This is a genomic window from Pseudomonadota bacterium (assembly GCA_016719885.1).
Taxonomy (GTDB): domain Bacteria; phylum Pseudomonadota; class Gammaproteobacteria.
On the sequence record JADJYF010000008.1, the window covers coordinates 35,500 to 57,278 of the forward strand.

The window sequence follows — 21,779 nt, forward strand, 5'->3', positions numbered from 1 at the left end:
GCATGAGCCTCAACGTCATCGAGTTGAACGACAGCGGCCTGCGCGTCACGCGCGATGGCGTGGTGGTGGCGCTAAGTCCCGGCGTGGCGCTGGTCGATGCCCACGGCGTGGTATGCGGCGAGGCGGCGCTGGCGCGCGCGCAAGTACAGCCGCGCGATGTCTACCAGCATTTCTGGCGGCAATTGAACGAAACGCCCTTGCCCGACGCGCGCCGCCATTGTCGCCACCATGCCGATCTCGCCTGGCACCACCTGGCGAGCGTGCTGGATGCCGCCGGCCGGCCGGCCGAAGCGGTGCTGGTGGTGCCGGCGCATTACGCTGATGCCGAATTGTCGCTGCTGCTCGGCATCGCCGAGTCGCTCAAGCTCAAGGTCGCGGGCCTGCTCGACAGCAGCGTCGCGGCGGTGGCGGGCTGCGCGCCGCCCGGCCGCTACGTGGTGGTGGACATGCATCGCCATCATGTGAGCCTGTGCGCCGTCGAGGCCGGCGAGCAGGTGACGCGCACGGGCTACCAAGATATCGCGCAGGCCGGGCTGGCACGACTCGAAGCGGCGGCCGTCGACCTGGTGGCCGCGGCATTGCTCGGCGACGCGCGTTTCGATGCCTTGCACGAGGCGGACAGCGCGCAGCGCCTGCACGACCAACTGCCGCGCTGGCTGGCGCAGGCCGCGCAACGCAACGAGATAGACATCGCGCTCGAATACCACGGCAAGCGCTTTCACACCCAGGTCGCGGCGCGCGACTTCGTGCATGTCACGAGCATGGTGCTGGCGACGGTGTGCGAACGTCTGGGCAGCGACGCCGAGGTGCTGGTCGGCGCGAGCCTGGCGGCACTGCCCGGCGCGCTCGATCTGCTGGCGCCGGCCCGCGCGCTGCCGGCCGACGCCTGTTTCCGCGCGGTGGCCGAACATCGGCTGGCGCTCGGCACCGGCCAGGATGGCGTGGCCTATGTCACGCAGTTGCCGCTGACCCGCGCGCCGCAATTCGAGCATCACGCCGAGGCCATGCCGCGCAGCGCGCCGCGACGCGCGCCCAGCCATGTGCTCGCCGGCCATACCGCCCATGCCTTGAGCGCGACGCCGCTCTACCTGCATGCCGACGGACAGGTGGCAGCGGCGGCGCATGGCGCGAGCTGCGCCATCAGCGTGCAAGGCGAACAGGCGGTGCTGCACGTCAACGGCGTCGAGACGCGTATCAACGGCGTGCCGGCGGCCGGCACCAGCCTGTTGCGCGCCGGCGATCACATCACGCTGGCCGCCGGGCGCGCGCTGTTCGTGCCCATCGTCGTCACGCGCTGACAAGGCCTGGCTGCGCACCGTGCTGGTCAAACGCCGCGAATTTTCAATCTTCACGCTGTCGTTCCTCGACATCATGTCGTGCGGCTTCGGCGCGGTGGTGCTGCTGTTCATGATCTCCAAGCACGGCGCCACGCAGCGCGTGGAGACGCCGACCTACGACTACGGCGCCGAGGTCAGGGTGCTCGAGCAGCAGCTCGCCAACACCGAGAACGAGATTGCCGGGCTGCGCGCCAAGCTCGTCGCACGCGGCGGTGAACTCGCGGCGGCGGCCGACGCCGCGCGCGCCGCGCGCGAGGCGCTGGCGGAAGAGCAACGGCGCCAGGCGCCGCCCAAGCCCGGCAGCGTCATCGACATCGAAGCGTTGCGCCAGGCGGTCAAGAAACTCGAAGCCGACAAGCGCATGCTGCTGTCGCAGCCGTACGAGAAATCGCGCTACCTGCGCAGCATCGTCGGCGAGGGCAATCGCGAATACCTGACCGGCGTGCAGCTCGGCGGCAAACGCATTCTGATCCTGCTCGACACCTCGACCAGCATGCTGGTCGAAAAACCGGTGGAGGCACTGCGCCTGCGCAACATGGACGAAGCGCATCAACGGCAGTCGAAGAAATGGCAACAGGCGCTGCGCATCGTCGACTGGATAGCCGCGCACTTTCCGCAATCGTCGAGCTTCCAGATCGCGGGCTTCGATGGCGAGGTGCATTTCGCGCTGCCGGGCACCGACCGCCAGTGGCTCGCGGTCAGCGACAGCGCGCGCCTCGATGCGGCGGTGGAGGCCATGAAGCAACGCGTGCCCAAGGGCGGCAACAGTCTCGAACGCGCGCTCATGGTGATCGGCGAGATGAACCCGCCGCCGGACAATGTCTACCTCATCACCGACGGCATGCCGACCCTCGGTCTCGAAGCGTCGCGCAACCGCAATGTCACGGGCCTGGAACGCAACCGCCTGTTCGAGCGCGCCATGAAACACGTGTCGCCAGGCATCGCCATCAACACCATCCTCTTGCCGCTGGAAGGGGATCCGGTGGCGGCATCAGCCTATTGGCAGCTGGCGCGCATCACCCAGGGCGCCTTCCTCGCGCCGGCGGACGACTGGCCATGAAGCTCAGCCGTCGCGCCGAGGAATCGATCAGCATCGCGTTTCTCGATGTCATCACCTGCGGCATCGGCGCCATCATCCTGTTGCTGATGATCTCCAAGCCGCCGCCGGCCGCCGCCCCCGAGCCGCTCGACGACCCGCGCGTGGCCACCATCGCGCGCCTGCAACGCCAGTTGTTCAGCCTCGAGGACGAGCAGCAGAAAGTGCGCGCCGAACTCGATGCCAGCACGCCGCAGCTGACGGCGCTCGAGCAGGAAACCCAGCGCCTGCGCGATGCGCTGCTGGCCAGCCAGTTTCGCGCGCGCGGCGCGCAGCAGGCCGCCGCGCGCGATGCCGAGGAGCTCGGCAAGCTCAAGACAGCGCAGCAGAGTTTGAGCGAGGAGATGCGCCGCCTGCGCGCCGAGCGTCAGCAGCGGGTGAAGTCGGCGCTGGTCGGTGGCATTCCCATCGACAGCGAATACGTGATCTTCATCATCGACACCTCGGCGAGCATGGCCGAGCGCGTCACCGTCGCGCTGAAGCGGCAGATGCGCGAGATCCTGACCGTCTACCCGCGCTTGAAGGGCCTGCAGATCCTGAGCGACGGTGGTGACTACCTGATCCCCGAGAGCGCACGAACCTGGTTGCAGGACAGCCCGGCGCTGCGCGAGGAGCTGATCGAAACCATCCCGGCCTGGCGGGCCACTTCGCCGAGCAATCCGCAGCACGGCATCTACACCGCGATCCGCGATTTCTACCGCGACGACCGCAAGATCAGCCTGTACGTGTTCGGCGACGAATTCGCCAATGGCTCGATCGACGAAGTGGTGAAATACGTCGATGGCATCAATCCGCGCGATGCCCAGGGCAATCCGCGCATCCGCATCCACGCCATCGGCTTTCCCACCCGTGTCGGCATGAACCGCGACGCCGGCGCGCACTTCGCGGCCTTCGCGCGCCGCCTCACCCACCGCAACGGCGGCACCTTTGTCGGGCTCAACGCCTACCGTTAATGGGGTTGACGCATTTCCCGAGCTTCCAGCAATAATGCCGTGGGACGCGATGAACACATCCGCCCATCCCGCACCAGAACGGGAAACCTGTCCACATGCAAAGGGAGTGCATGCGCATGCAGGAATACGCACCGCTATCGCCGCCCTACCGCGTCTACGTGGTGGATGATCACAAGCTGGTCGCTGAACTGCTGATCCTGCGCCTGTCCGGCGACACCGCCGTGACCGTGGTCGGCAGCGGCAACTCGGGCGCGGCGGCGCGACACTACGTCGCCGAACACCGCGTCGACATCGTGCTGCTCGACATGGAAATCGGACACGAGGACGGCATCGGCCTGGCGCGCGAACTGCTGGCCATCGATCCGCGCCTGCGTATCATCGGGCTGTCGGCCTTCGCCACCGGCCACTACCCGCTGGCCCTTTTGGAAGCGGGCGGCCGCGGCTACCTGTCGAAGCGCATCACCACCCGCGAGCTGTCCGACAACATGCGCCGCGTGGCGCGTGGCGACCTCGCCATCGGCGCCGATATTGCCTACCACCTCGCCACCGACGCGCGCGATGCCGGCCCCGCCCAACAGCTCAGGCAACTGACCGGCAAGGAAAGCTCGGTGCTCTGCCTGCTGGCGCGCGGCTACGCGGTGGAAGAGATCGCGGAAGATCTCAACATGTCACCCAAGACCGTGCAGACCCACCGCAACAACATGCGGCGCAAGCTCAAGCTGCGCAGCGACGTGGAGCTGTGCCTGTTGGCCCTGAAGGCGGGATTCGTGCGGGTGCACGAGGCGAAATAGGCAGGCGTGCGGGTTGGGCCCCGTGTAGGTGCGATTTCAATCGCACACCGGCGGCCGCGATGGCCGCGCAAAGCAAAGTTCGAATAAATTCGCACCTACAGGAAGGCCGTGGTCAGCGCTTCCGCGCCCGCGCGATGCCGAAACCGTGCATCACGCTCAAGCCGTCGCGCCGGTCGGCACAGTAACGCGCCTCGAGATCGAGATCGCGCTGCACATCGACGAGTTCATAGCCGACCGCCGCCAGCAGGCGTTCGAGATCCTCGGGCGTGTGATAGCTGATGTAGCGTTCGCCCATGCGCGCGGTGACGGCGCGCGTCAGTGACAAGACATGGCCGCGACCCTGCTGTAGCGCGAAGCCCGGCAACAGGAAGTCGAACACCAGTTCACTACCGGGCGCACTGGCGGCGGCGATGTGGCGCAAGGTATCGGCGATGGCGGTGCTGGAGAGGTAGTAGATGACGCCTTGCCAGGCGAAGAACGCGGGACGATTCGCATCGAAACTGGAGCGCGCCAGGCCATCGCCCAGGTGCTCGCGCTCGAAATCGACCGGCACCGCTTCGAAATGGGCGAGCGGCAGGCGCGCGCCGCTGGCCGCCATGCGCGCGAGCTTGACCGCCTGGGTGGCGGGGTGATCGATCTCGATGATGTTGACGTCGGCGAGCCACGCCGGGCGACGCAGCGCGATGGAATCGAAGCCCGCGCCGAGCAGCACGTACTGGCGACCGCCACGCGCGACGAAAGCCTCGAGTTCGTCGACCGTCATCTGGTCGCGCACCAGGATCCAGCCGTGCACCGGGCGCAGGGCGCCGAGCAGGCCGCGCACTATCGGCCAGTACAGCAGTGGATTGCCGGCCACCGCGCGCCACAGCGGGCTGGTCAACTGCGCCGCATAGGGATCGGCGAATACCAGCGGCGAGTCGTAGCGCAGGTGACAGGCGCGGATCGCGGCGGTCGCTTCGGCGGTGCGGCTGTGGTTGCGGTCGAGCATGACCCCGGTATTCTAGCCACAATCCGGCGGGCCCCAGGTGCGCCGTCACCCGATCGGGCGAGCACCCGCCGCGCGTCGCGAATTCGAGCGCAAGAGCCGGAGTGCGGGGCCCTGTCGGCGCCATCAGAATGCCACCCAGCCGGTCCCAGCAACTCCGCGGACCGCCACTTGGAGCAAGCCAACATGCAGGCATTGAACATCCCCCGCGCCGTGCCAGCCCCGCGTTTTGACGACGATGAAGCGCGCTGGGCAGCGGTCCAGGCGCGCGATGCGCGCGCCGATGACGTGTTCTTCTATTCCGTGCGCACCACCGGCGTCTACTGCCGGCCGTCCTGTGCGGCGCGCCCGGCACGGCGCGAGAACGTCGCTTTCCATGCCACCCAGGCCGCGGCGGTGGCCGCCGGCTTCCGCGCCTGCAAGCGTTGCCAGCCGGACCAGGCGCCGCGCGCGGCGCGCCATGCGGCGCTGGTCGCCGAGGCCTGTCGCCTGATCGAGAGCGCCGAGCAGCCGCCGGATCTGAACTCGCTGGCCGACAGCGCCGGCCTGAGCCCGTTTCACTTCCATCGCGTGTTCAAGCGCATCGTCGGCGTCACGCCCAAGGCCTACGCCGACGCGCGGCGCGCGGCGCGCGTGCGCGACGGACTGGAAGCCGGCGACAGCGTCACGCGCGTGGCCTACGACGCCGGCTTCAACTCCAACGGCCGCTTCTACGATCACGTGCCGCGCGCGCTCGGCATGCAGCCCACGCGTTTTCGCGCCGGTGGCGCCGGCGAGACCATACGCTTCGCGGTCGGACAGTGCGCGCTCGGCGCGATCCTGGTGGCGGCCACCGCGCGCGGCATCTGCACCATCGAACTCGGCGACGACCCGGCGGCGCTGCTGCGCGACTTCGAGGCGCGCTTCAAGGCCGCCACGCTCAAGGGCGGCGACGCCGAATTCGAGCAGTGGGTGGCGCGCGTGGTGGGCTTCGTCGAACAGCCGGCGCTCGGTCTCGACCTGCCGCTGGACGTGCGCGGCACGGCCTTCCAGGCCCGCGTGTGGCAGGCGCTGTGCGCCATTCCGCCGGGCCGTACCGCGAGCTATGCGGAGGTCGCGTCGAGCATCGGCGCGCCGCGTGCGATGCGCGCGGTGGCGCAGGCCTGCGCCGCCAACCCGGTGGCGGTGGCGATTCCCTGTCACCGCGTGATCCGCAACGACGGCGCCTTGTCCGGTTATCGCTGGGGCGTGGAGCGCAAGCGCGCGCTGCTGGCGAGCGAGGTACGCGGTGAGCACTGATGTCGCCGATCTCGATTGGCAACGCGTCGCCGACGATCTCGATGCGCGCGGCGCGGCGCTGCTGCCCGCACTGCTCGATAGCACGCAGTGCGCGGCCGTGGGCGCGCGCTACGACGACAACGCGCAGTTTCGCAGCCGCGTGGTGATGGCGCGCCATGGCTACGGGCGCGGTGAATACCAGTATTTCCGCTACCCTTTGCCGCCGGCCATCGCCACACTGCGCGCGGCGCTGTATGCGCCGCTGGTGCCCATCGCCAATCGCTGGTACGAACGCATGAACCTCGCGCCGCGCTTCCCGGCGCGGCACGACGAGTTCATCGCACGCTGCCATGGCGCCGGCCAGCTGCGGCCGACGCCGCTGCTGCTGCGCTACGGCGAGGGCGACTACAACCACCTGCACCAGGATTTATACGGCGAGCATTTCTTTCCGCTGCAGGTGGCGGTGCTGCTGTCGTCGCCGGGCGAGGATTTCGAAGGCGGTGAGTTCGTGCTGACCGAACAACGCCCGCGCCAGCAGTCGCGGGTCGAAGTCATCGCGCTCGGGCAAGGCGACGCGGTGGTGTTCGCCGTCAATCAGCGTCCGATGGGCGGCACGCGCGGCGATTACCGGGTGACCATGCGCCACGGCGTGAGCCGCCTGCGGCGCGGTCACCGTCACACCCTCGGCATCATTTTTCACGACGCGCTGTAGAGCGGCGTTGCGTCGTCTTGGCGACGCAACGCCAGCGGGCGGGCGCGCTCAGCAGAACGCCGGCATGATCTCGTCGACCAAGAGCTGCTGGCTGTCGGCGGTGGCGGGGAACACGATGTAATACGTGACGCCGGTGTTGGCGATGCGCTCCTCGAGTTCACGCTTGACCTCCTGCGGCGTGCCGAGCAGCGCCACCGGCGCCTTCTGTGCCGCCTCGTAGCTCGGGAAGCCGAGATGGGAAGCGAGCTGGCGCAGGGTCGCGTCGTCCTTGTCGCGCGACAGGCCCAACATCACCAGGCCGCCGAGTTCGATGCTGGACGGCTCGCGCCCGGCCTCGCGCATGAAGCCATGCAGCATGCCGATGCGGCGTTTCAGATCCGCCATGTCGAAGCGCAGCGTGGCGGCCGGATCGTTGACGAAATCCTTGCCGTTGCCGGTCGGCGGAATGAGATTGATGATCGACGCCTCGCGCGCCGCGATGCGCAACAGGCCGGTGCCGGATCCACCCAGCATGATCTGCGGATGGGGCTTGGCGAGCGGCCGCGGGTTGGCGAACAGCTCCTTGATCTCGAAATGCTGGCCGCGATAGTTCGGCACGTCCTGCGTCCACATCGCTTTCAAAACCTGGATGGTCTCGTCGAGCTGGGCGAGGCGTTCCTTGATGGGCGGAAACGGATAACCCGCCGCCAGGTATTCCTTGTCCTGCCAGCCCGCGCCCAGGCCCATGATGAAACGTCCACGGCTGACGTGATCGAGCGTCGCGCCGATCTTGGCCAACAGCGCCGGCGTGCGGAACGAGGCCGCCGCCACCGCCGGCGCCAGGCGTATCTTCGAGGTCACCGCGGCAATCGCGGTCAGGATGGTGAAGCACTCGTTCTGCGGCGTCTGCGGCGTACCGAGCGGCGAGAAGAAATGATCGTTGGTCGACACCGAGTACAGGCCGTCGCGTTCGGCGCGCAGCGCCGCCGCCATCGCTTCGTTGACGTCGCCGGTCGGCAGGAATACACCAAATCGAACTGGATACACGCGTTTCTCCCCTTGTGTTGTGACAGCGCCGCTGTGCCCGGCGGCAGGTCGTGTGCAATGCCTTGCGGGCATTGTGCCGCACGGCGCGCGGCTGCGCACGGTGACGGGGCTTACACCTTTTCGGCACCCGCGCGGCCGTTCAGATGGGCTCGATGGTATCGACCAGCACCACTTCGCAGGCGCCCGCGCCCTGGTCGTTGCGCGTCATCGAACTGCGCCACTGCCAGCCATCGTCGGCATCGACCTTGACCAGGTAACCCTTGAAGCGCAGCTGCTGCCCGGCGCGCACCGATTTCAATTGATCTGCCACCTCGTGGCTGGCTGGCAGCATGTGCATGTTGGCGCTGTGCGAGACGATGTCCTGGGCGGGAATGGGATAGGCGTCGACGCGCCAGGTATAGAAGCGCCCGCCCTGCGAGATCTCGATCGCCGACAGCACCGCGCTGTCGGCCATCGGGCCCCAGCCCATGGCGAGATCGACCGGCGACAGCTCGGCCGCCCGGCCGCTGCGATACCACTCGGCGCCCAGCACGCGGCCCGCGACCTGGAAACTGGCGAGCGGTGTCAACTGGTATTGTTCGGCGCGGATGGCGGGCACGCCGCGCACCGCGCGCTGGATGGGATCGCTGGCGGTGTCGAGGCGCGGACTGAAATCGAAAGCCGGCATGTTCGCAGCCGCGGCGGTGGTGACCGACGGTGCGCCACCGCGCAGCTGGTAGACGGTGTCGATGATGACGCACAGGACGAGGAGCCGTTTGAACATGACCGCGCCGGGGTGAGGGCAATGCCGAAACTAGCGACCCCGGCGGCGCGGGCTTGAGCCGGACCATCAGCCCTGCCAAGCCGTTCGCGGCGACGCGTGCCTACTCCTCGTGCGCGACGCGCCGGATGATGTAGCCGCCGGAACGCTCATCGAGTTCGAGATCCAGCAGCCCGCGCGCCTGCGCCTCCTCCAGCAGCTTGTTGAAGGAGCGCACGCCGTAATAGCTCTCGTTGAATTCCGGGCGACGGCGTTTCAAGGCCTGCTTGATCATCGAGCCCCACAGGATGCCCTCCTCGCCGCGCTCGGTGTGCATGGCGTCGGCGGTCTCGATGATGAGATCGATGCCGGCCTGCAGGCGATCCTCTTCCTTGGCCTTGGGCGCTTCGGCCGCCACCGCTTCGGCCGGCGCGGCCTTGCGCGCCGGCGCGCGGCGCCGCTTGCGGCGATTGTTCTCCTCTTCACGCACGAGGTCGTCGTAGAAGATGAACTCGTCGCAGTTGCGCATCAGTAGATCGGACGTGGAATTCTTGACGCCGACGCCAATCACGGTCTTGGCGTTCTCGCGCAGCTTGCTGACCAAGGGCGAGAAGTCCGAGTCGCCGCTGATGATCACGAAGGTATCGACGTGTGACTTGGTGTAACACAGGTCGAGCGCATCGACCACCATGCGGATGTCGGCCGAATTCTTGCCGGACTGGCGGGCATGCGGGATCTCGATGAGTTCGAACGCCGCCTCGTGCATCTGCTCCTTGAATTCCTTGTAGCGATCCCAGTCGCAATAGGCTTTCTTGACCACGATGCTGCCTTTGACCAGCAAGCGCTCGAGCACGCGGGCAATGTCGAATTTCGCGTACTTCGCATCGCGCACGCCCAGCGCCACGTTTTCGAAATCGCAGAACAGCGCGAGGATTAGATCGTCGTTGTTGGTCATGATTCGGGGTCAGTTATCCTTGGTGGGGGAGAAATCCGCCGAGAAGCGGATGTTGTTCTTGGCGATGCCGTCCAGCACGACCTCGAGACCGCCCGACTTCACCATCCACTCGAGGCGATAGTCGCGATACTCGCGCTTGAACGAGCCGTCGCGCACCAGCGCGTCGAGGCCCTCGAGGGTCGGGATGGCGGCTTCTGCTTCGGCCGCGGTCTGCGCCACCGCCGGCCGCGCATTGACGCGCGCCAGCCACGCCGCCAGCGGCGTGCCTGCTTCCGGCGGATGGCCGAAGCTCGCCGAGCAATTGACATAGGGCACCACCGACAGGTCTGCCCAGCCGAAGCGCCCGCCGCCGAACCGGGCCGCAGGGCAACGCCCCGGGTACTGGTCTTCCAGGTATTCGAGAATGATGGTGGAATCGAACACGCGCGTGTCGCCATCGATGAGGACTGGCACTTCCACGCGCGGCGACGCACCTGCGAAGTCCGCGCTATAGCCCGCGCCGCTGCCCAACCCGTCCGGCACGCGCAGCTCGAAGGGCAGGCCTTTTTCGCGCAGCGCGATCTTGACTTTCTGGCTGTAGGGCGACAGCGGGTGCTCGAACAGGATCATGGCGACTCCATCGGCAGGCGGCTGAATGCTGGCAAGCATACGCCCCGCCGTCACGCCTATCTCATCGGGCGCGCGTCGATGGCGCGCACTCCGTATACTGTCGCGCCATCATGGCTGAACTCGATCACGACCTCGCGCGGGTCTTAACGCGCGTCATGCCCGAATTCGTTTCCCTGGAACGCTGCGCGCGACTGTCGGGCGGCGCCAGCCAGGAAACCTATGCGGTCGACATCCTCACCCGCGACGGTCCGCGACGGCTGGCGCTGCGGCGCGCGCCCGGCGGCGAAATCGATGCCCGCGATTACGGCGGCCCGGGGCTCGCCATCGAGGCGCGGCTGATGACCCTGGCGCGCGACGCCGGTGTGCCGGCGCCCGAGATCGTGCACGTGCTGGACAGCGGCGACGGTCTCGGCGACGGCTTCGTGATGGAGTGGCTGGAAGGCGAGACGCTGGGCGCGCGCATCGTCAAGGCGCAGGAATTCGCCGAGGTGCGCCAAGGCCTGGCTTACCAGTGCGGCGAGATCCTCGCGCGCATCCATGCCATCGACGTCGAGGCCCATGGCCTCACCGAACATCTCGAACGCCTCACTCCCGCCGCCTTTGTCGAACGCCAATGGCAGTACTATCGCAAGCTCGGCACACCGCAGCCGATGATCGATTTCACCGCGCGTTGGCTGCTCGAACACCTGCCGCCGGCACGGCCCCTGACCCTGGTGCACAACGATTTCCGTAACGGCAATCTGATGATTTCGCCGAGCGCCGGCGTGGTCGGCGTGCTGGATTGGGAAGTCGCCCACATCGGCGACCCGATGCGCGACCTCGGCTGGATATGCACCAATTCCTGGCGCTTCGGCCAAAGCCAGTGGCCGGTCGGCGGCTTCGGCCGGCGCGAAGACTTGTTTGCCGGTTACCAGGCCGTCAGCGGCCAGCCGGTCGACGCCGAACACGTGCGCTTCTGGGAAGTGTTCGGCTCGTTCTGGTGGGCGGTCGGCGCCCTCATCATGGGCGACCACTACCGCCATGGCGCGGATCGCAGTGTCGAGCGCCCGGCCATCGGTCGCCGCAGTTCGGAATGCCAGGTCGATTGCGTCAATCTCATCATGCCGGGCAAGGTCGAGCTGCCGGCGGCAGCGCCCTTCAGCGGCGACGAACTACCGCGCAACGATGAACTGCTGGTGAGCGTGCGCGACTTCCTGCGCGACGACGTGATGGCCGCGACCTCGGGGCGCACGCATTTCATGGCGCGCGTGGCGGCCAATTCCCTCGACATCCTGTTGCGCGACCTGCAGCTCGGCCCGGCCCTGCGCGCCATCGAGCAGCGCGGCCTGACGGCGGTGCTCGGCCACGACGGCGAACGCGAAGCGCTGCGCTGGGAACTGGTCGAAAAGCTGCGCGATGGCTCCATGCCGCTGTCGCAACCGGGACTCGAAGCCCATCTGCGCGCGACGGCGGTCGGCGAATTGGCCATCGATCAGCCGGTGTACTCGGGCTTCAAGCAGGCCATGAGCTACTGATGCGGTTCTTCCCTGTGGGTCAGGCTTCAGCCTGGCACGTGGCTTCCTGAGTGTCGGCCCGAAAAGGTGCGCTCCCCATGGGTCAGGCTTCAGCCTGACAAGGGTGCGCCCCCCCGTGGGTCAGGCTTCAGCCTGACATTCGAGTGTGCGAATGAATTCGCACCTACGGAAATGCGCTCACGCGATCTGTTTTCCGACCGCCTGCCAATAGGGCTCGCGTAATTCGCGCTTCAACAGCTTGCCGATGGTGCTGCGCGGCAGCTCATCGCGGAACTCGACACCCGACAAGCGTTGCAGCTTGCCGAGACGCTCGTTCGCCCACGCTTGCACTTCTTCCGCACTCACGTTCGCCGCGGGGTCGCGCACCACCAGCGCCAGCGGCGTCTCACCCCATTGCTCACTCGGAATGCCGATGACTCCACAATCACGCACCGCCGGATGCTGCTGCAGCACCGCCTCGAGATCCGAGGCGTAGATGTTGAAGCCGCCGGAAATGATCATGTCCTTCATGCGGTCCAGCAGCACCACGAACCCATCCTCGTCCATGCGGCCCAGGTCGCCGCTGCGTTGCCATACGCGGCCCTCGGCATCGGTCCAGCGTGAACGCGCGGTTTCCACCGGCTTGTTGTAATAGCCGTCCATCATGAACGGCGACCAGCCGATGAGTTCGCCCACTTCACCGCGCGGCACTTCGCGCATGTTGTCGTCGACGATACGGAACATCGAGCCCGGCAGCGGCGTGCCGACGGTGTGCAGCTTGTGCGGGAACTCGTGGGCATGCAGCACGCAGCCGACGCCGCCCTCGGTCATGCCGTAGATCTCGGTCATGTTGCCGGGCCACTTGTCGATGAGCCAGCGCTTGAGATCGGCCGACAAGGGCGCCGAGGTCGAGAACTTCCAGATGAAGGACGACAGGTCGTAGTCGTCGAAAGCGGCGAACTCGCGCAGGCGTCGGTATTGCACCGGCACCTGCATGGTGTGGGTGGCGCGTTCCTTGTGCGCCTGCTCGAGGTAGGTCCTGGTATCGGACTTGGCGAGCAGGATCACGGTGCCGCCCCAGGCCACGGTCGGCAGCAAGGCGAACTGCGTGGTGTTGGAATAGAGCGGCGTCGAGATGATCATGCGCGTCGAAGTGCTGAACAGGTAACCGGCGCGCGCCGCCCAGTAGGAGGTGCGCGACTGGTGATTCTGCAATATGCCCTTGGGCACGCCGGTGGTGCCCGACGAGTAGATGAGATAGAACGGGTCACGCGCATCGATTTCGACGTCTGGCGCGTCGACCGCGTGCGCGTCGCGCCAGGCATCGAAGCCCTGCCAACCGGCCTGCCGTCCATCGAAGGCGATGCAATGGCCATCGTCCAACAATGCATTGCCGGCGCGCGCACCATCGGCCAGCGCCAGCAGCGATGCCGAGGCGAACAACAGCTTCGCGCCGCAGTCTTCCAGCATCAGGCGCAGCGCGCCGACGTCGGCCATGCCCGACAAGGGCACCGCGCAGGCGCCGGCCTTCAAGATGCCGAACAAGGTGACGAAATAGGCCGGTGAGTTGTGCGCGAGGATGGCGACCATTTCGCGACGCGCGACGCCGCTGGCGATGATGCCGTTCGCCACTTGGTTGACGGCGCGCTCGAAATCGCGCCACGACATGCGCTGGTCTTCGAACACCAGCGCCTCGGCATCGGGGCGTTGACGGGCGTGGAACGCTAGCAGCGCCGAGATCGGCGCGTTGGCATCAAACTGCGTAAGCATGAAACAACTCCATTGAAAGTCGGCGCGCTCAGCGCGGCGGTCGCACCGTGAAATACACGCTGTCGAGCACGCCTTGCGCATCGCGCAGTTCGAGTTGGTGATAGCCCGGCACCGGCGCCCAGCTCAGCGCGGCGTCGGCGGCGCCCAGCAGCGCGCCATCGAGCACGAAGTGCGCGGCGGCATTGGCGCCGCGGCTGCTCACCGTCACCTGCTGGCGTTGCGGGGGAATGTCGGGATCGAGCGCGATCACCACGCCATTGGCCGGCGTCGCGATGCGCGGCGCACGCGCGGCGGGCGGCGCCAGCACCACTTCGCGCATCTCGGTGCCGGTCATGAACCATTCCTGGCGTGGCTGTTCGATGGCCGGTGAAAACGAGACGGAAGTGGCGACCACGCCGGGTGGTGGCGTTGGCGCGGCCGGCGTCGCGCCCTCATGCAGCGCCATCATGATGGCGGCCCAGGCCGGCGCGGCGCCGCTCACGCCCGACACGTCGTGCATCGCGTCGCCTTCGAAATTGCCCACCCATACCGCCACCGTGTAGCGCGTGCTGTAGCCCACGCACCAGTTGTCGCGCATGTCCTTGCTGGTGCCGGTCTTGACGGCCGTCCAGAACGGCAGCGCCAGCGTGCTGTCGAGGCCGAAGGTCAGCGCGCGCGCGGCCGGGTCGGCCAACACGTCACCGATGAGGAAGGCCGCAGCGGCATCCATCACGCGCCGGGCCGGCGCCGGCGCCACGTCGGCGCGCACATGGATGGCGTTCATGGTGCCGCCGTTGGCGAGCGTGCGATAGGCATTGGCCTGCTCGAGCAGCGTCACTTCGGCCGAACCCAAGGCCAGCGAATAGCCGTAGTACTCGCCGTCCTCGCGGATGCCGTCGTAGCCGAAGTCGAACAGGCGCGTGCGCAGCGCTTCGACGCCGGTCAGCACCAGGGTACGCACCGCCGGTACGTTGAGGGAACTGGCCAAGGCGGTGCGCACGCTCACCACGCCCTTGAAATCGCGATCGTAGTTTTGCGGGATATAAAGTCCGCTGGCGGTCTCGAGATTGATGGGACTGTCTTCCAGCAGCGAGGCCGGCGTGAGATAGCGATTCTCGAATGCCAGGCCGTAGAGGAACGGTTTCAAGGTCGAGCCGGCTTGGCGCGGTGCGAGCACTCCGTCCACCGCCGGCGCCGTGGAGGCTGCGCCGGCCGCGCCCACCCACGCCAGCACCGCGCCGGTGGCGTTGTCCAGCACCACCGCCGCCGCGTCACGCACGTTGCGCGCGTCGAGACGCCGCAGCTGTTCGGCGAGGATCGCGTCGACGCGCGTTTGCAAGCGCGCATCGAGCGTGGTGGTGACGCGCTCGCCACTGGCCTGCAGCAGGCGACGCGCGAGATGCGGGGCGGCGTGCGCCTCCTTGGGTGGCGCGGCGCTGGTTGTCAGGTGCTGCGCGGCCAGTGCGCGCACATGGGCGCAATCGTGCGGGAGTGCATGCACGCGCGCCAAGGCACAGGCGCGGCGCGCCACGCTCGCGGCCGGCAGGTTGGGCGTCGAGACCAAGGTCGCGAGCAACAAGGCTTCATCGGCGGTCAGGCCCGAGGCGTCCTTGCCGAACAGCCCGGCACTGGCCGCCGCCAGGCCGCGCATCTCGCCGCGATAACTGACGAGATTGACATAGGCTTCGAGGATCTGGTCCTTGCGCCAGCGGGCGTCCAGTGACAGCGCGGCGCGCATCTGCCGCCACTTGTCGGCCACGCCGCGGCGGCCGCGCGGCGCGCCGTCGGCGGCATCGATGAGACCGGTGAGTTGCATGGTCAGCGTGCTCGCGCCACGCTTGCGCGTGCTGCCGAGGTTTTGCCACAGCGCGGCGGCGAGCGCGCGCCAGTCCACGCCGTGGTGACGTTCGAAGCCTTGATCCTCGATGGCGAGCAAGGCGCGCTTGAAGGCGGGCGAGATTTCGTCCAGCGTCACCCACGGCAAACGCAGCCCGTGGAAATCGACGCGCCGTGCCTCGAGCAACGTGCCGTCGCGCGCCAGGAGATAGGCGTAGGACGGCTGCCAGGCGTCACGCACCTGCTTGAAACTCTGCGCGCACAGCGGTGCGCTGAGCGCGCACAGCAGCGCCGCTGCCCACACGCGCCTCACGGCGCCGCCACCTCCAGCGGGGCGTTCGGCAGTTCACCGAACATCTCCGGTGCGTACATCGCCTCGACACGCGTGGCGGGCAACACGAAGCGGCCGGGATTGTTGAGTCGCACGGTGTATTCGACCGTGAAGCGGCCCTTGGGCACGAAGCTGTAGTAGGCGCGGAAGGCGTCGAAGCGGCGCTCTTCGAAGGCCGGCTGCACCCAGCCTTCACGCTTTTCGCCCTGGGCGACGAGCGCCGCGTCACGCCCGAGGCCGGTGCCGAGCACGCTGGCGCCGGCCGGGATCGGATCGTCCACCACCACCCAGCCGCTGTCGCTTTGCGCGTCGATGCTGAGTGACACCCGCGCCACGTCGCCGCGCGTCCACACGCCGGCGGTCTTCTGTTCCACCGGCCGCACTTCACGCGTGATGGTATAGCCGGTGAACAAGGGCGCGGTGAGCGGCAGCGCGGCGCGGCTCGCGATCATCGCCCACGGTTTGCCGCCGCCACGATGGGCGACTTCGACCTTGGTGGGCGTGTCACGCCAGGGCAATTCCATGCTGCTCTTGTCCTTGTACTGCGCCCAGCTCACGGCCGTGCGTTCGCCACCGAAGGCGAGCTCGGTCTCGCCATCGACCGGCGTGCCCTCGAAGGCGGCGCTGAATTTCTCCATCGCCAGCACGCCCCAGGCGTTGGCGGTGGTGGTGTTCCAATGGCCATGATCGAGACGCGCGAGCGCGCCGCGCACCATGCGCGGCATGTCCTCGCGCCACGCGCCGTCGGCCAGGAAAGCGAGGATCACGCGCGTGGCATTGACGTCGCCCGAGATCATGAGCCACCACAGCGCGTCTTCACGCTCGGTGGCAAAGCCCATCACCGTGCCCTGGAAGTTGAGACGCCCACGCACCAGCTGTGCGGCATGGGCGAGCTTGCCAGCGCCGTCTTCGATGTCCGGCACGCGTCGCAGGATGTCCACCCAGTCGATGAGGCCCGAGGTCGGCCACAACTCGGGCTCGATGGCGATGCTGCCGAGCATCGCGGCGTCGGCCTGGCCGTTACGCGCCAATGCGCTTATCGCCGCCAGTTTGCGCAGGGCCAGATCGGTGGTCGGCAACACCGAGTCGCGCACGACTTCGCCAGCCACGAAACGACGCAGCGCGTTGTGCATAGCCTTCAGGCTCGCTTCCGGTACCTGCCAGCCCGCTTCGTGGGCAATGGCGATGATGTAGCTGGTGAGGGTGTCGCTGCCTTGCAGCCAGTCGCTCGGGAAGTAGCGCGCGAGTCCATCGCTGTCGAGGTAATCGGGCAAGCGCGCCATGACGTCATTGAACAAGCTCTCATCGCGTAACGCGATGGCGCGCGACAGGCTTTGCTCGAGACAGATGTAGGGATAGTCGCCCATGTACTCGGCGACGCCGTCGAGACCATCGCCGAGATGCGCACGCAGCGCGACCTCGATGCCACCGCGCCCGGCGATGGCGCCCGCCGGCCGCGCCGCCTCGAGGCTGAAAGGCTTGTCGAGCTGGGTGAGCGTGGCCTGGTAGACGCGCACCGGGTAGGCGGGTACCACCTGCTGACTGAGCTTGACGCGATCACTGGCCTTGCCGCCGCCCTGCTCGCTCACCGCCACCTGCCATTGCAAGGCCCGCGTATCGATGGGCGCGGTGTGTTGCCACGCGACCTCCTGGCTGGCGCCGGCGGCGAGCGTGAGGGATTTCGTTTCGAGCGCGAGCGGCGCCTGGCCGTCGGCCGTGACGCTCGCCTCGGCCTCGACCGTCATGGCATGGTCGCTGGTATTGCGCAGCGTGAACGTCGCCGCGTATTGGTCGGTCTCGCGCACCAGCGGTGCGAGGCCGGACATCAGCATGAGATCCTGGCTGGTGCGAATGCTGACCGCGCCGGTGCCGAATCGCTCGAGGCCGTCGTGCGCGACGGCGACGATGCGAAACGCGCTCAATGAATCGTTGAGCGGAATGTCGACGCCGGCATGGCCTTGCGCATCGAGCTTCACGCTGCCCTGCCATGCCAGCAGGGTGTCGAAGCGCTCGCGCGCGGCGGCGCCGCGCCCGCCACCGCCGCCGTGCGGCACGGCCTTGCGCCCGTAATGGCGCTTGCCCACCACCTGCATCTGCGCGGTCGAGGTCCACACTTCGAGCGCGCGCTCACCCATCATGCGCTTCAAGAGATCCCAACTCTCGTTCGGCGCCAGTTCGAGCAGCCCCTCGTCGACCGCCGCCAGCGCCACTTCCGCGCCGGGCGCGAGCGCGCTGCCATCGGCGCGTTTGACGGTGATGTCGACGTGCGCCGTGTCACGCACCTTGTAGACGGTGTGCGCGGCTTTGACGTCGACTTCCAAGCGGTGCGGCTTCCAACCGACATTGATGCGCGCGAGGCCAAGCCGGTAGGCGGGCTTGCCGAGATCGACCAGCGCCGTCGGCAGCGCGCCGTCCACCGCCCACGGCAGTTTGAAATAGCGCACCACGCTGCCGAGCGCGGCCTGCAGCCAGCTCACGCGCCCGCGCACCGCCAGCACCGACACGTAGACGTTCGGCGAGTAGTTGCCCTTGATCGGGACATCGATGAGTGGTTCGTGGCCATCGAGCTCGGTGACGAAGCTATCGAGCACGCCTTCCCTTTCGACCGACACCAGCGCGGTGGCGTGACGGAACGGCATGCGCACCTGGAAGCGCGCGGTGTCGCCGGCCTGGTATTCCTTCTGCTCGGGCAAGAGATCGATGCGGTCGGCGTTGCCGGGCTTGAACCACCAGTCGTCCTCTCCCGCCACCCACGCGGTGGTGCTGGCCACCGCCTGGTTGCCGGCGCCATCGTCGGCCGCCGCGCTCAACACCAGTTCACCGCTCGCCGCCGGCGCCAACTCGCAGGACAACTCACCATGCCTGTCGGTGCGGCCCTCGCAATGGGCGGCGATGGCCTTGACGCGGGTGGTGGTCTCGTAGGCATAGAAACCGCCGATGAGTCGCTTGCGATAGGACGAGCGCTCGCGTTGAAAGAGCTTCACGTCGACGCGCTTGTCGACCACCGGCCGGCCCTCGAGATCGAGTGCCGCGACATGGAAACGCAGCTTGTCGCGCGTGCCGGCCCAGCCTTCCACCTTGATACCGAGCGCGATGGCGGCCGGCCACAGCGGCACGCGCGTGGAGGTGGCGAGCCGCTCGCCATTGGCGTCCTGGTATTCGAGTTCCGCCACCAGGTTGCGCGCCCCGTTCGCCGTCGCCAGCGCCGGCACCGTCACGCGCGCGCTGCCGTGCTCGTCGAGCGTGATGTCCTGCACCGCCACGGCCTGCGCGGCCGTGCCGCTGTCCTGGCCGCGGTAGGCGCCGAACTGGCGCAGGTAATAGGCGAAGGGATCGCCCTCCTCTTCGTCTTCATTGCTCACGCCTTCCTTGACAGCGGCGCCGCCGAAAGTGAAGTCGCCGTAATGCTTGAAGGCCACCGCGCGCGGCTCGAGCTGGGTACGCAGCTTGACCTTGGCCTGGGCGGCGCCGCCGCCCGACAGGTAGCCGACATAGATATCGAGCGGCAGCGTCGGCGGATTGACCTGCGGCGTGGTCGGCGCCTGCACCAGCGCGCGCATCGACGGCACGCGGAATTGCTCGACACGGAACTTGCCGGTGGTGGCGCTCCATTGCTCGCGGTCCTCGAGCTTGGTGAGGAGTCGAACCTGGTACTCGCCGAGCTTGGCGTCGGGCGGGATGATCCAGTTCGTCAGCGCCACGCCATGCTCATCGAAGGTCACCGGCAGTGCATAGCGTTGATCGCTGCCGAGGTGCACCACGCTCGCTTCGATATTGGCGCGCGCCTGCGCCGGCACCGCGAAACCCGTGCCGCGGTGTTCGCGCAGGAAGTGCTTCATCGACACCGTTTCGCCGGCGCGGAACAAGCTGCGGTCGAGTACGCTGTGGGCCAGCGTCGCATCGCCGCCATAGCCCACCGGCATGCTGAAGTCGGCCGGCGCGATGCCGTCGTGCCACTGCGACAGCGCGAAGCTCATGTCCTCGCCGACACGCGCCGTCACCATCAGCGGCGCCGGCGTCCACGATTCGCAATAGCTGTTGCCATGGGGATTGCCGAGCGAGATGTCGACATGGGCAAGGCCATCGGCGCCGGTGCTGCCCGACCAGCGCTTTTCGCCCGTGCAGTAATCGGCGATTTCGACCGCCGCGCCGGCCACCGGCTGGCCATCGTCGAGTCGCGTGACCCACACCAGCGAGGTTTCGCGCCCCCATTGAAAATGCACGGCGAGATCGGTGACGAGGGCGGCGGTGGCGACATGGCGCGGCTCACGGCGGCCGAGCAAGGCCGCGCCGAGCTCGGTGCTATCGAGTTCCACCACGTAGAAGCCGGGCTTGCCCAACGGTATGCCGATGACCTGGAAACTGTGGTCGCCCTGCGGATTGGGCAGCGTGTAGGCCTTGGTCGGGTCGTTGGCGCCGAACACCGAGCGGCTGCCGGTCGTTTCATGCCAGCTCGACTTGCCCTGCTCGTCGACCTGCCATTCACCGCTCGGCGCCATGGCCTGCTCGACGCGGCGCAGCCACGCACCGATGGCCGCGGCATCGTTGACCGCCAGCGCATGCGCGACGCTGCCGGGCAGCGGCCCGATGCGCCTACCCGGCAAGGCGGTCTCGAGTTTGCGCAAGGTCACCGGCAGCACGCCGCCGGCGCGCTTCGAGAATGCCGAACTCGGCGCCGAACTTGGCGAGCGGCGGGTAGCCATCGAGTTTCACATCCAGCGGAAAGCGCTTGGCGTTGTCCGGTACGCGGCCGGCATCGTCCTTGAAGTCCGCAGGCAGCGTGACCTTGAGCGCACCGTGTTCGTTGAACGGTGGCGCGAAACTCAAGCCTTCCACCGTCACGCTGCCAGCGGGCGGCGCCAGCGGCGCGTGGCGCTTGCCGCCTTCGTCGACCACCGTCACTTGCAGCGCCGTCGCCACCGGCACCGGCGCCGAGAAATTCACGCTGAGCGGCAACAACGGCAGGCAGGCCGCGCGCGGATTGACCCGTTCGCATTCGACGCGAACATTGAACGCCGGGCGGGTGTGGAAGGCGAGGCTCTGATCCTGCACGGTGGCGATGCCGTGCTCGGTGGCGATGCCCGCGCCCCACACCAGTTGTACGTCGCTGTCGGGCGGCAGCTCGCGCTGACACCGCACCACCAGCAAGTGCTGTTCGGCGCGTTCCAGATCCTCGCTTTTGACTTTCTCTATGCTCTCGCGGCCGGACTTCCACAGGATGGAAAAATACTGGTAGCCGAGCGCGCGACGTTGCGCGAGCACCGCGCTGCGCCTGTCGCCGTCCAGGATCTCGAGCGGCACCTTCTCGGCGATGTTGGCGATGGCGCAACTCGCATGGGCCGCGACGCTCGCCGCGTCGGCCGGCGCATCGAGCGCGAGGATGAAGATCTGATCGCTGTCGATGTTCTCGTCACCCTGGTAGGGCATGGACTTGCGGATGGCCGGCCCGCCAGTGTCGAACGCATACACCGGGTGTTCGGTGAAGGCTTCGCCCTGGAGGTCGCGCAGCCCTTCCTTGAGCGTGAAATGGCAGACACGGCCGGCCGGCAGCTCGGCCTCGAAGTCATAGACCCAGTTGCGCGCGTCGGCCCAGCGTCCGCGTCCGGGCGCGGCGCAATCGACAGCGAAGGGCGCGGCCACGCGCGGATCGCCGAACGCCACCATCGGCGTCGTGAAGCGTACGCTGACCTGGCGCACGTCTTTCATCGAACCTTGCGGCGAGAACATCTCGATACCGGGTGTGGCCAGCACAGCGGTGCCATGCACCAACGCGCAACAGGCCCACCACCACAGACTCCAGCAGGACAGGGCACGGCGGCGCACACGGCGCATGGCTGTCTGCCTCATCGTGTTCATTCCCTCCTGGTTCCGTCGCGCGCTGGACGCGCATTGTCGCTGTGGCCTGCTGCC

16 protein-coding genes are annotated in these 21,779 nt (G+C 67.7%); 7 read left to right on the top strand and 9 right to left on the bottom strand.

All coding sequences use genetic code 11. The features are described 5' to 3' along the window. The first annotated feature begins 2 nt into the window (after positions 1 to 2). The 4 genes from IPM80_09400 (at position 3) to IPM80_09415 (ending at position 4,177) form a co-directional block, all read left to right on the top strand. Positions 3 to 1,298 (top strand): hypothetical protein, encoded by a 1,296-nt coding sequence (locus IPM80_09400; GenBank protein MBK8958632.1) that lies wholly within the window; start codon positions 3 to 5, stop codon positions 1,296 to 1,298. A 19-nt stretch (positions 1,299 to 1,317) separates the two neighbouring features. Next, entirely contained in the window at positions 1,318 to 2,397 is a 1,080-nt protein-coding gene (locus tag IPM80_09405; GenBank protein ID MBK8958633.1) for a VWA domain-containing protein, read from the top strand. After that, positions 2,394 to 3,386, top strand: coding sequence for a VWA domain-containing protein (locus tag IPM80_09410; protein ID MBK8958634.1), 993 nt, complete (start codon positions 2,394 to 2,396; stop codon positions 3,384 to 3,386). The genes IPM80_09405 and IPM80_09410 overlap by 4 nt, the downstream gene beginning before the upstream one ends. Positions 3,387 to 3,496: 110 nt before the next feature. Then, complete coding sequence (locus IPM80_09415; GenBank protein MBK8958635.1) at positions 3,497 to 4,177, top strand: response regulator transcription factor; 681 nt, start codon at positions 3,497 to 3,499, stop codon at positions 4,175 to 4,177. A gap of 112 nt (positions 4,178 to 4,289) precedes the next feature. On the opposite strand, the gene IPM80_09420 is transcribed toward IPM80_09415, so the two are convergent. Further along, entirely contained in the window at positions 4,290 to 5,165 is an 876-nt protein-coding gene (locus tag IPM80_09420; GenBank protein MBK8958636.1) for a class I SAM-dependent methyltransferase, read from the bottom strand. Between the two features lie 183 nt (positions 5,166 to 5,348). Between IPM80_09420 and ada the strand changes: the two genes are divergently transcribed. Both ada and IPM80_09430 read left to right on the top strand, forming a co-directional pair. Then, positions 5,349 to 6,440 carry a bifunctional DNA-binding transcriptional regulator/O6-methylguanine-DNA methyltransferase Ada gene (gene ada / locus IPM80_09425; protein ID MBK8958637.1) on the top strand — a complete coding sequence of 364 codons (1,092 nt, stop codon included), beginning with the start codon at positions 5,349 to 5,351 and terminating at the stop codon, positions 6,438 to 6,440. Then, positions 6,430 to 7,131, top strand: coding sequence for a 2OG-Fe(II) oxygenase (locus IPM80_09430; GenBank protein ID MBK8958638.1), 702 nt, complete (start codon positions 6,430 to 6,432; stop codon positions 7,129 to 7,131). Before ada ends, IPM80_09430 begins: the two co-directional genes overlap by 11 nt. 48 nt (positions 7,132 to 7,179) lie before the next feature. On the opposite strand, the gene IPM80_09435 is transcribed toward IPM80_09430, so the two are convergent. The 4 genes from IPM80_09435 to IPM80_09450 form a co-directional block, all read right to left on the bottom strand. Next, positions 7,180 to 8,157: an LLM class flavin-dependent oxidoreductase gene (locus IPM80_09435; protein MBK8958639.1), complete on the bottom strand. Its 978-nt coding sequence runs from the start codon at positions 8,155 to 8,157 to the stop codon at positions 7,180 to 7,182. Positions 8,158 to 8,296: 139 nt separating this feature from the next. Next, positions 8,297 to 8,920 (bottom strand): hypothetical protein, encoded by a 624-nt coding sequence (locus tag IPM80_09440; GenBank protein MBK8958640.1) that lies wholly within the window; start codon positions 8,918 to 8,920, stop codon positions 8,297 to 8,299. Between the two features lie 100 nt (positions 8,921 to 9,020). Beyond that, the gene (locus IPM80_09445; protein MBK8958641.1) at positions 9,021 to 9,851 is read right to left on the bottom strand and encodes an NYN domain-containing protein; all 831 of its coding nucleotides are present in this window, start codon (positions 9,849 to 9,851) and stop codon (positions 9,021 to 9,023) included. A gap of 9 nt (positions 9,852 to 9,860) precedes the next feature. Then, positions 9,861 to 10,460 carry a glutathione S-transferase family protein gene (locus IPM80_09450; protein MBK8958642.1) on the bottom strand — a complete coding sequence of 200 codons (600 nt, stop codon included), beginning with the start codon at positions 10,458 to 10,460 and terminating at the stop codon, positions 9,861 to 9,863. A gap of 110 nt (positions 10,461 to 10,570) precedes the next feature. Between IPM80_09450 and IPM80_09455 the strand changes: the two genes are divergently transcribed. Beyond that, positions 10,571 to 11,974, top strand: coding sequence for a phosphotransferase family protein (locus IPM80_09455; protein MBK8958643.1), 1,404 nt, complete (start codon positions 10,571 to 10,573; stop codon positions 11,972 to 11,974). A 177-nt stretch (positions 11,975 to 12,151) separates the two neighbouring features. Here IPM80_09455 and IPM80_09460 read toward each other — a convergent pair whose 3' ends face one another. From IPM80_09460 to IPM80_09475, 4 genes are read right to left on the bottom strand one after another with little or no spacing between them, the layout of a single operon-like run. After that, positions 12,152 to 13,723: an AMP-binding protein gene (locus IPM80_09460; protein ID MBK8958644.1), complete on the bottom strand. Its 1,572-nt coding sequence runs from the start codon at positions 13,721 to 13,723 to the stop codon at positions 12,152 to 12,154. A gap of 28 nt (positions 13,724 to 13,751) precedes the next feature. Then, positions 13,752 to 15,851, bottom strand: coding sequence for a penicillin-binding protein 1C (gene pbpC, locus IPM80_09465; GenBank protein MBK8958645.1), 2,100 nt, complete (start codon positions 15,849 to 15,851; stop codon positions 13,752 to 13,754). Next, positions 15,848 to 20,572, bottom strand: a complete 4,725-nt coding sequence (locus IPM80_09470) for a hypothetical protein (GenBank protein MBK8958646.1) — start codon at positions 20,570 to 20,572, stop codon at positions 15,848 to 15,850. The genes pbpC and IPM80_09470 overlap by 4 nt, the downstream gene beginning before the upstream one ends. Further along, on the bottom strand, positions 20,463 to 21,701 hold the full coding sequence (locus tag IPM80_09475; protein MBK8958647.1) for a hypothetical protein: 1,239 nt from the start codon (positions 21,699 to 21,701) through the stop codon (positions 20,463 to 20,465). Before IPM80_09475 ends, IPM80_09470 begins: the two co-directional genes overlap by 110 nt. Between the last annotated feature and the right edge of the window lie 78 nt (positions 21,702 to 21,779).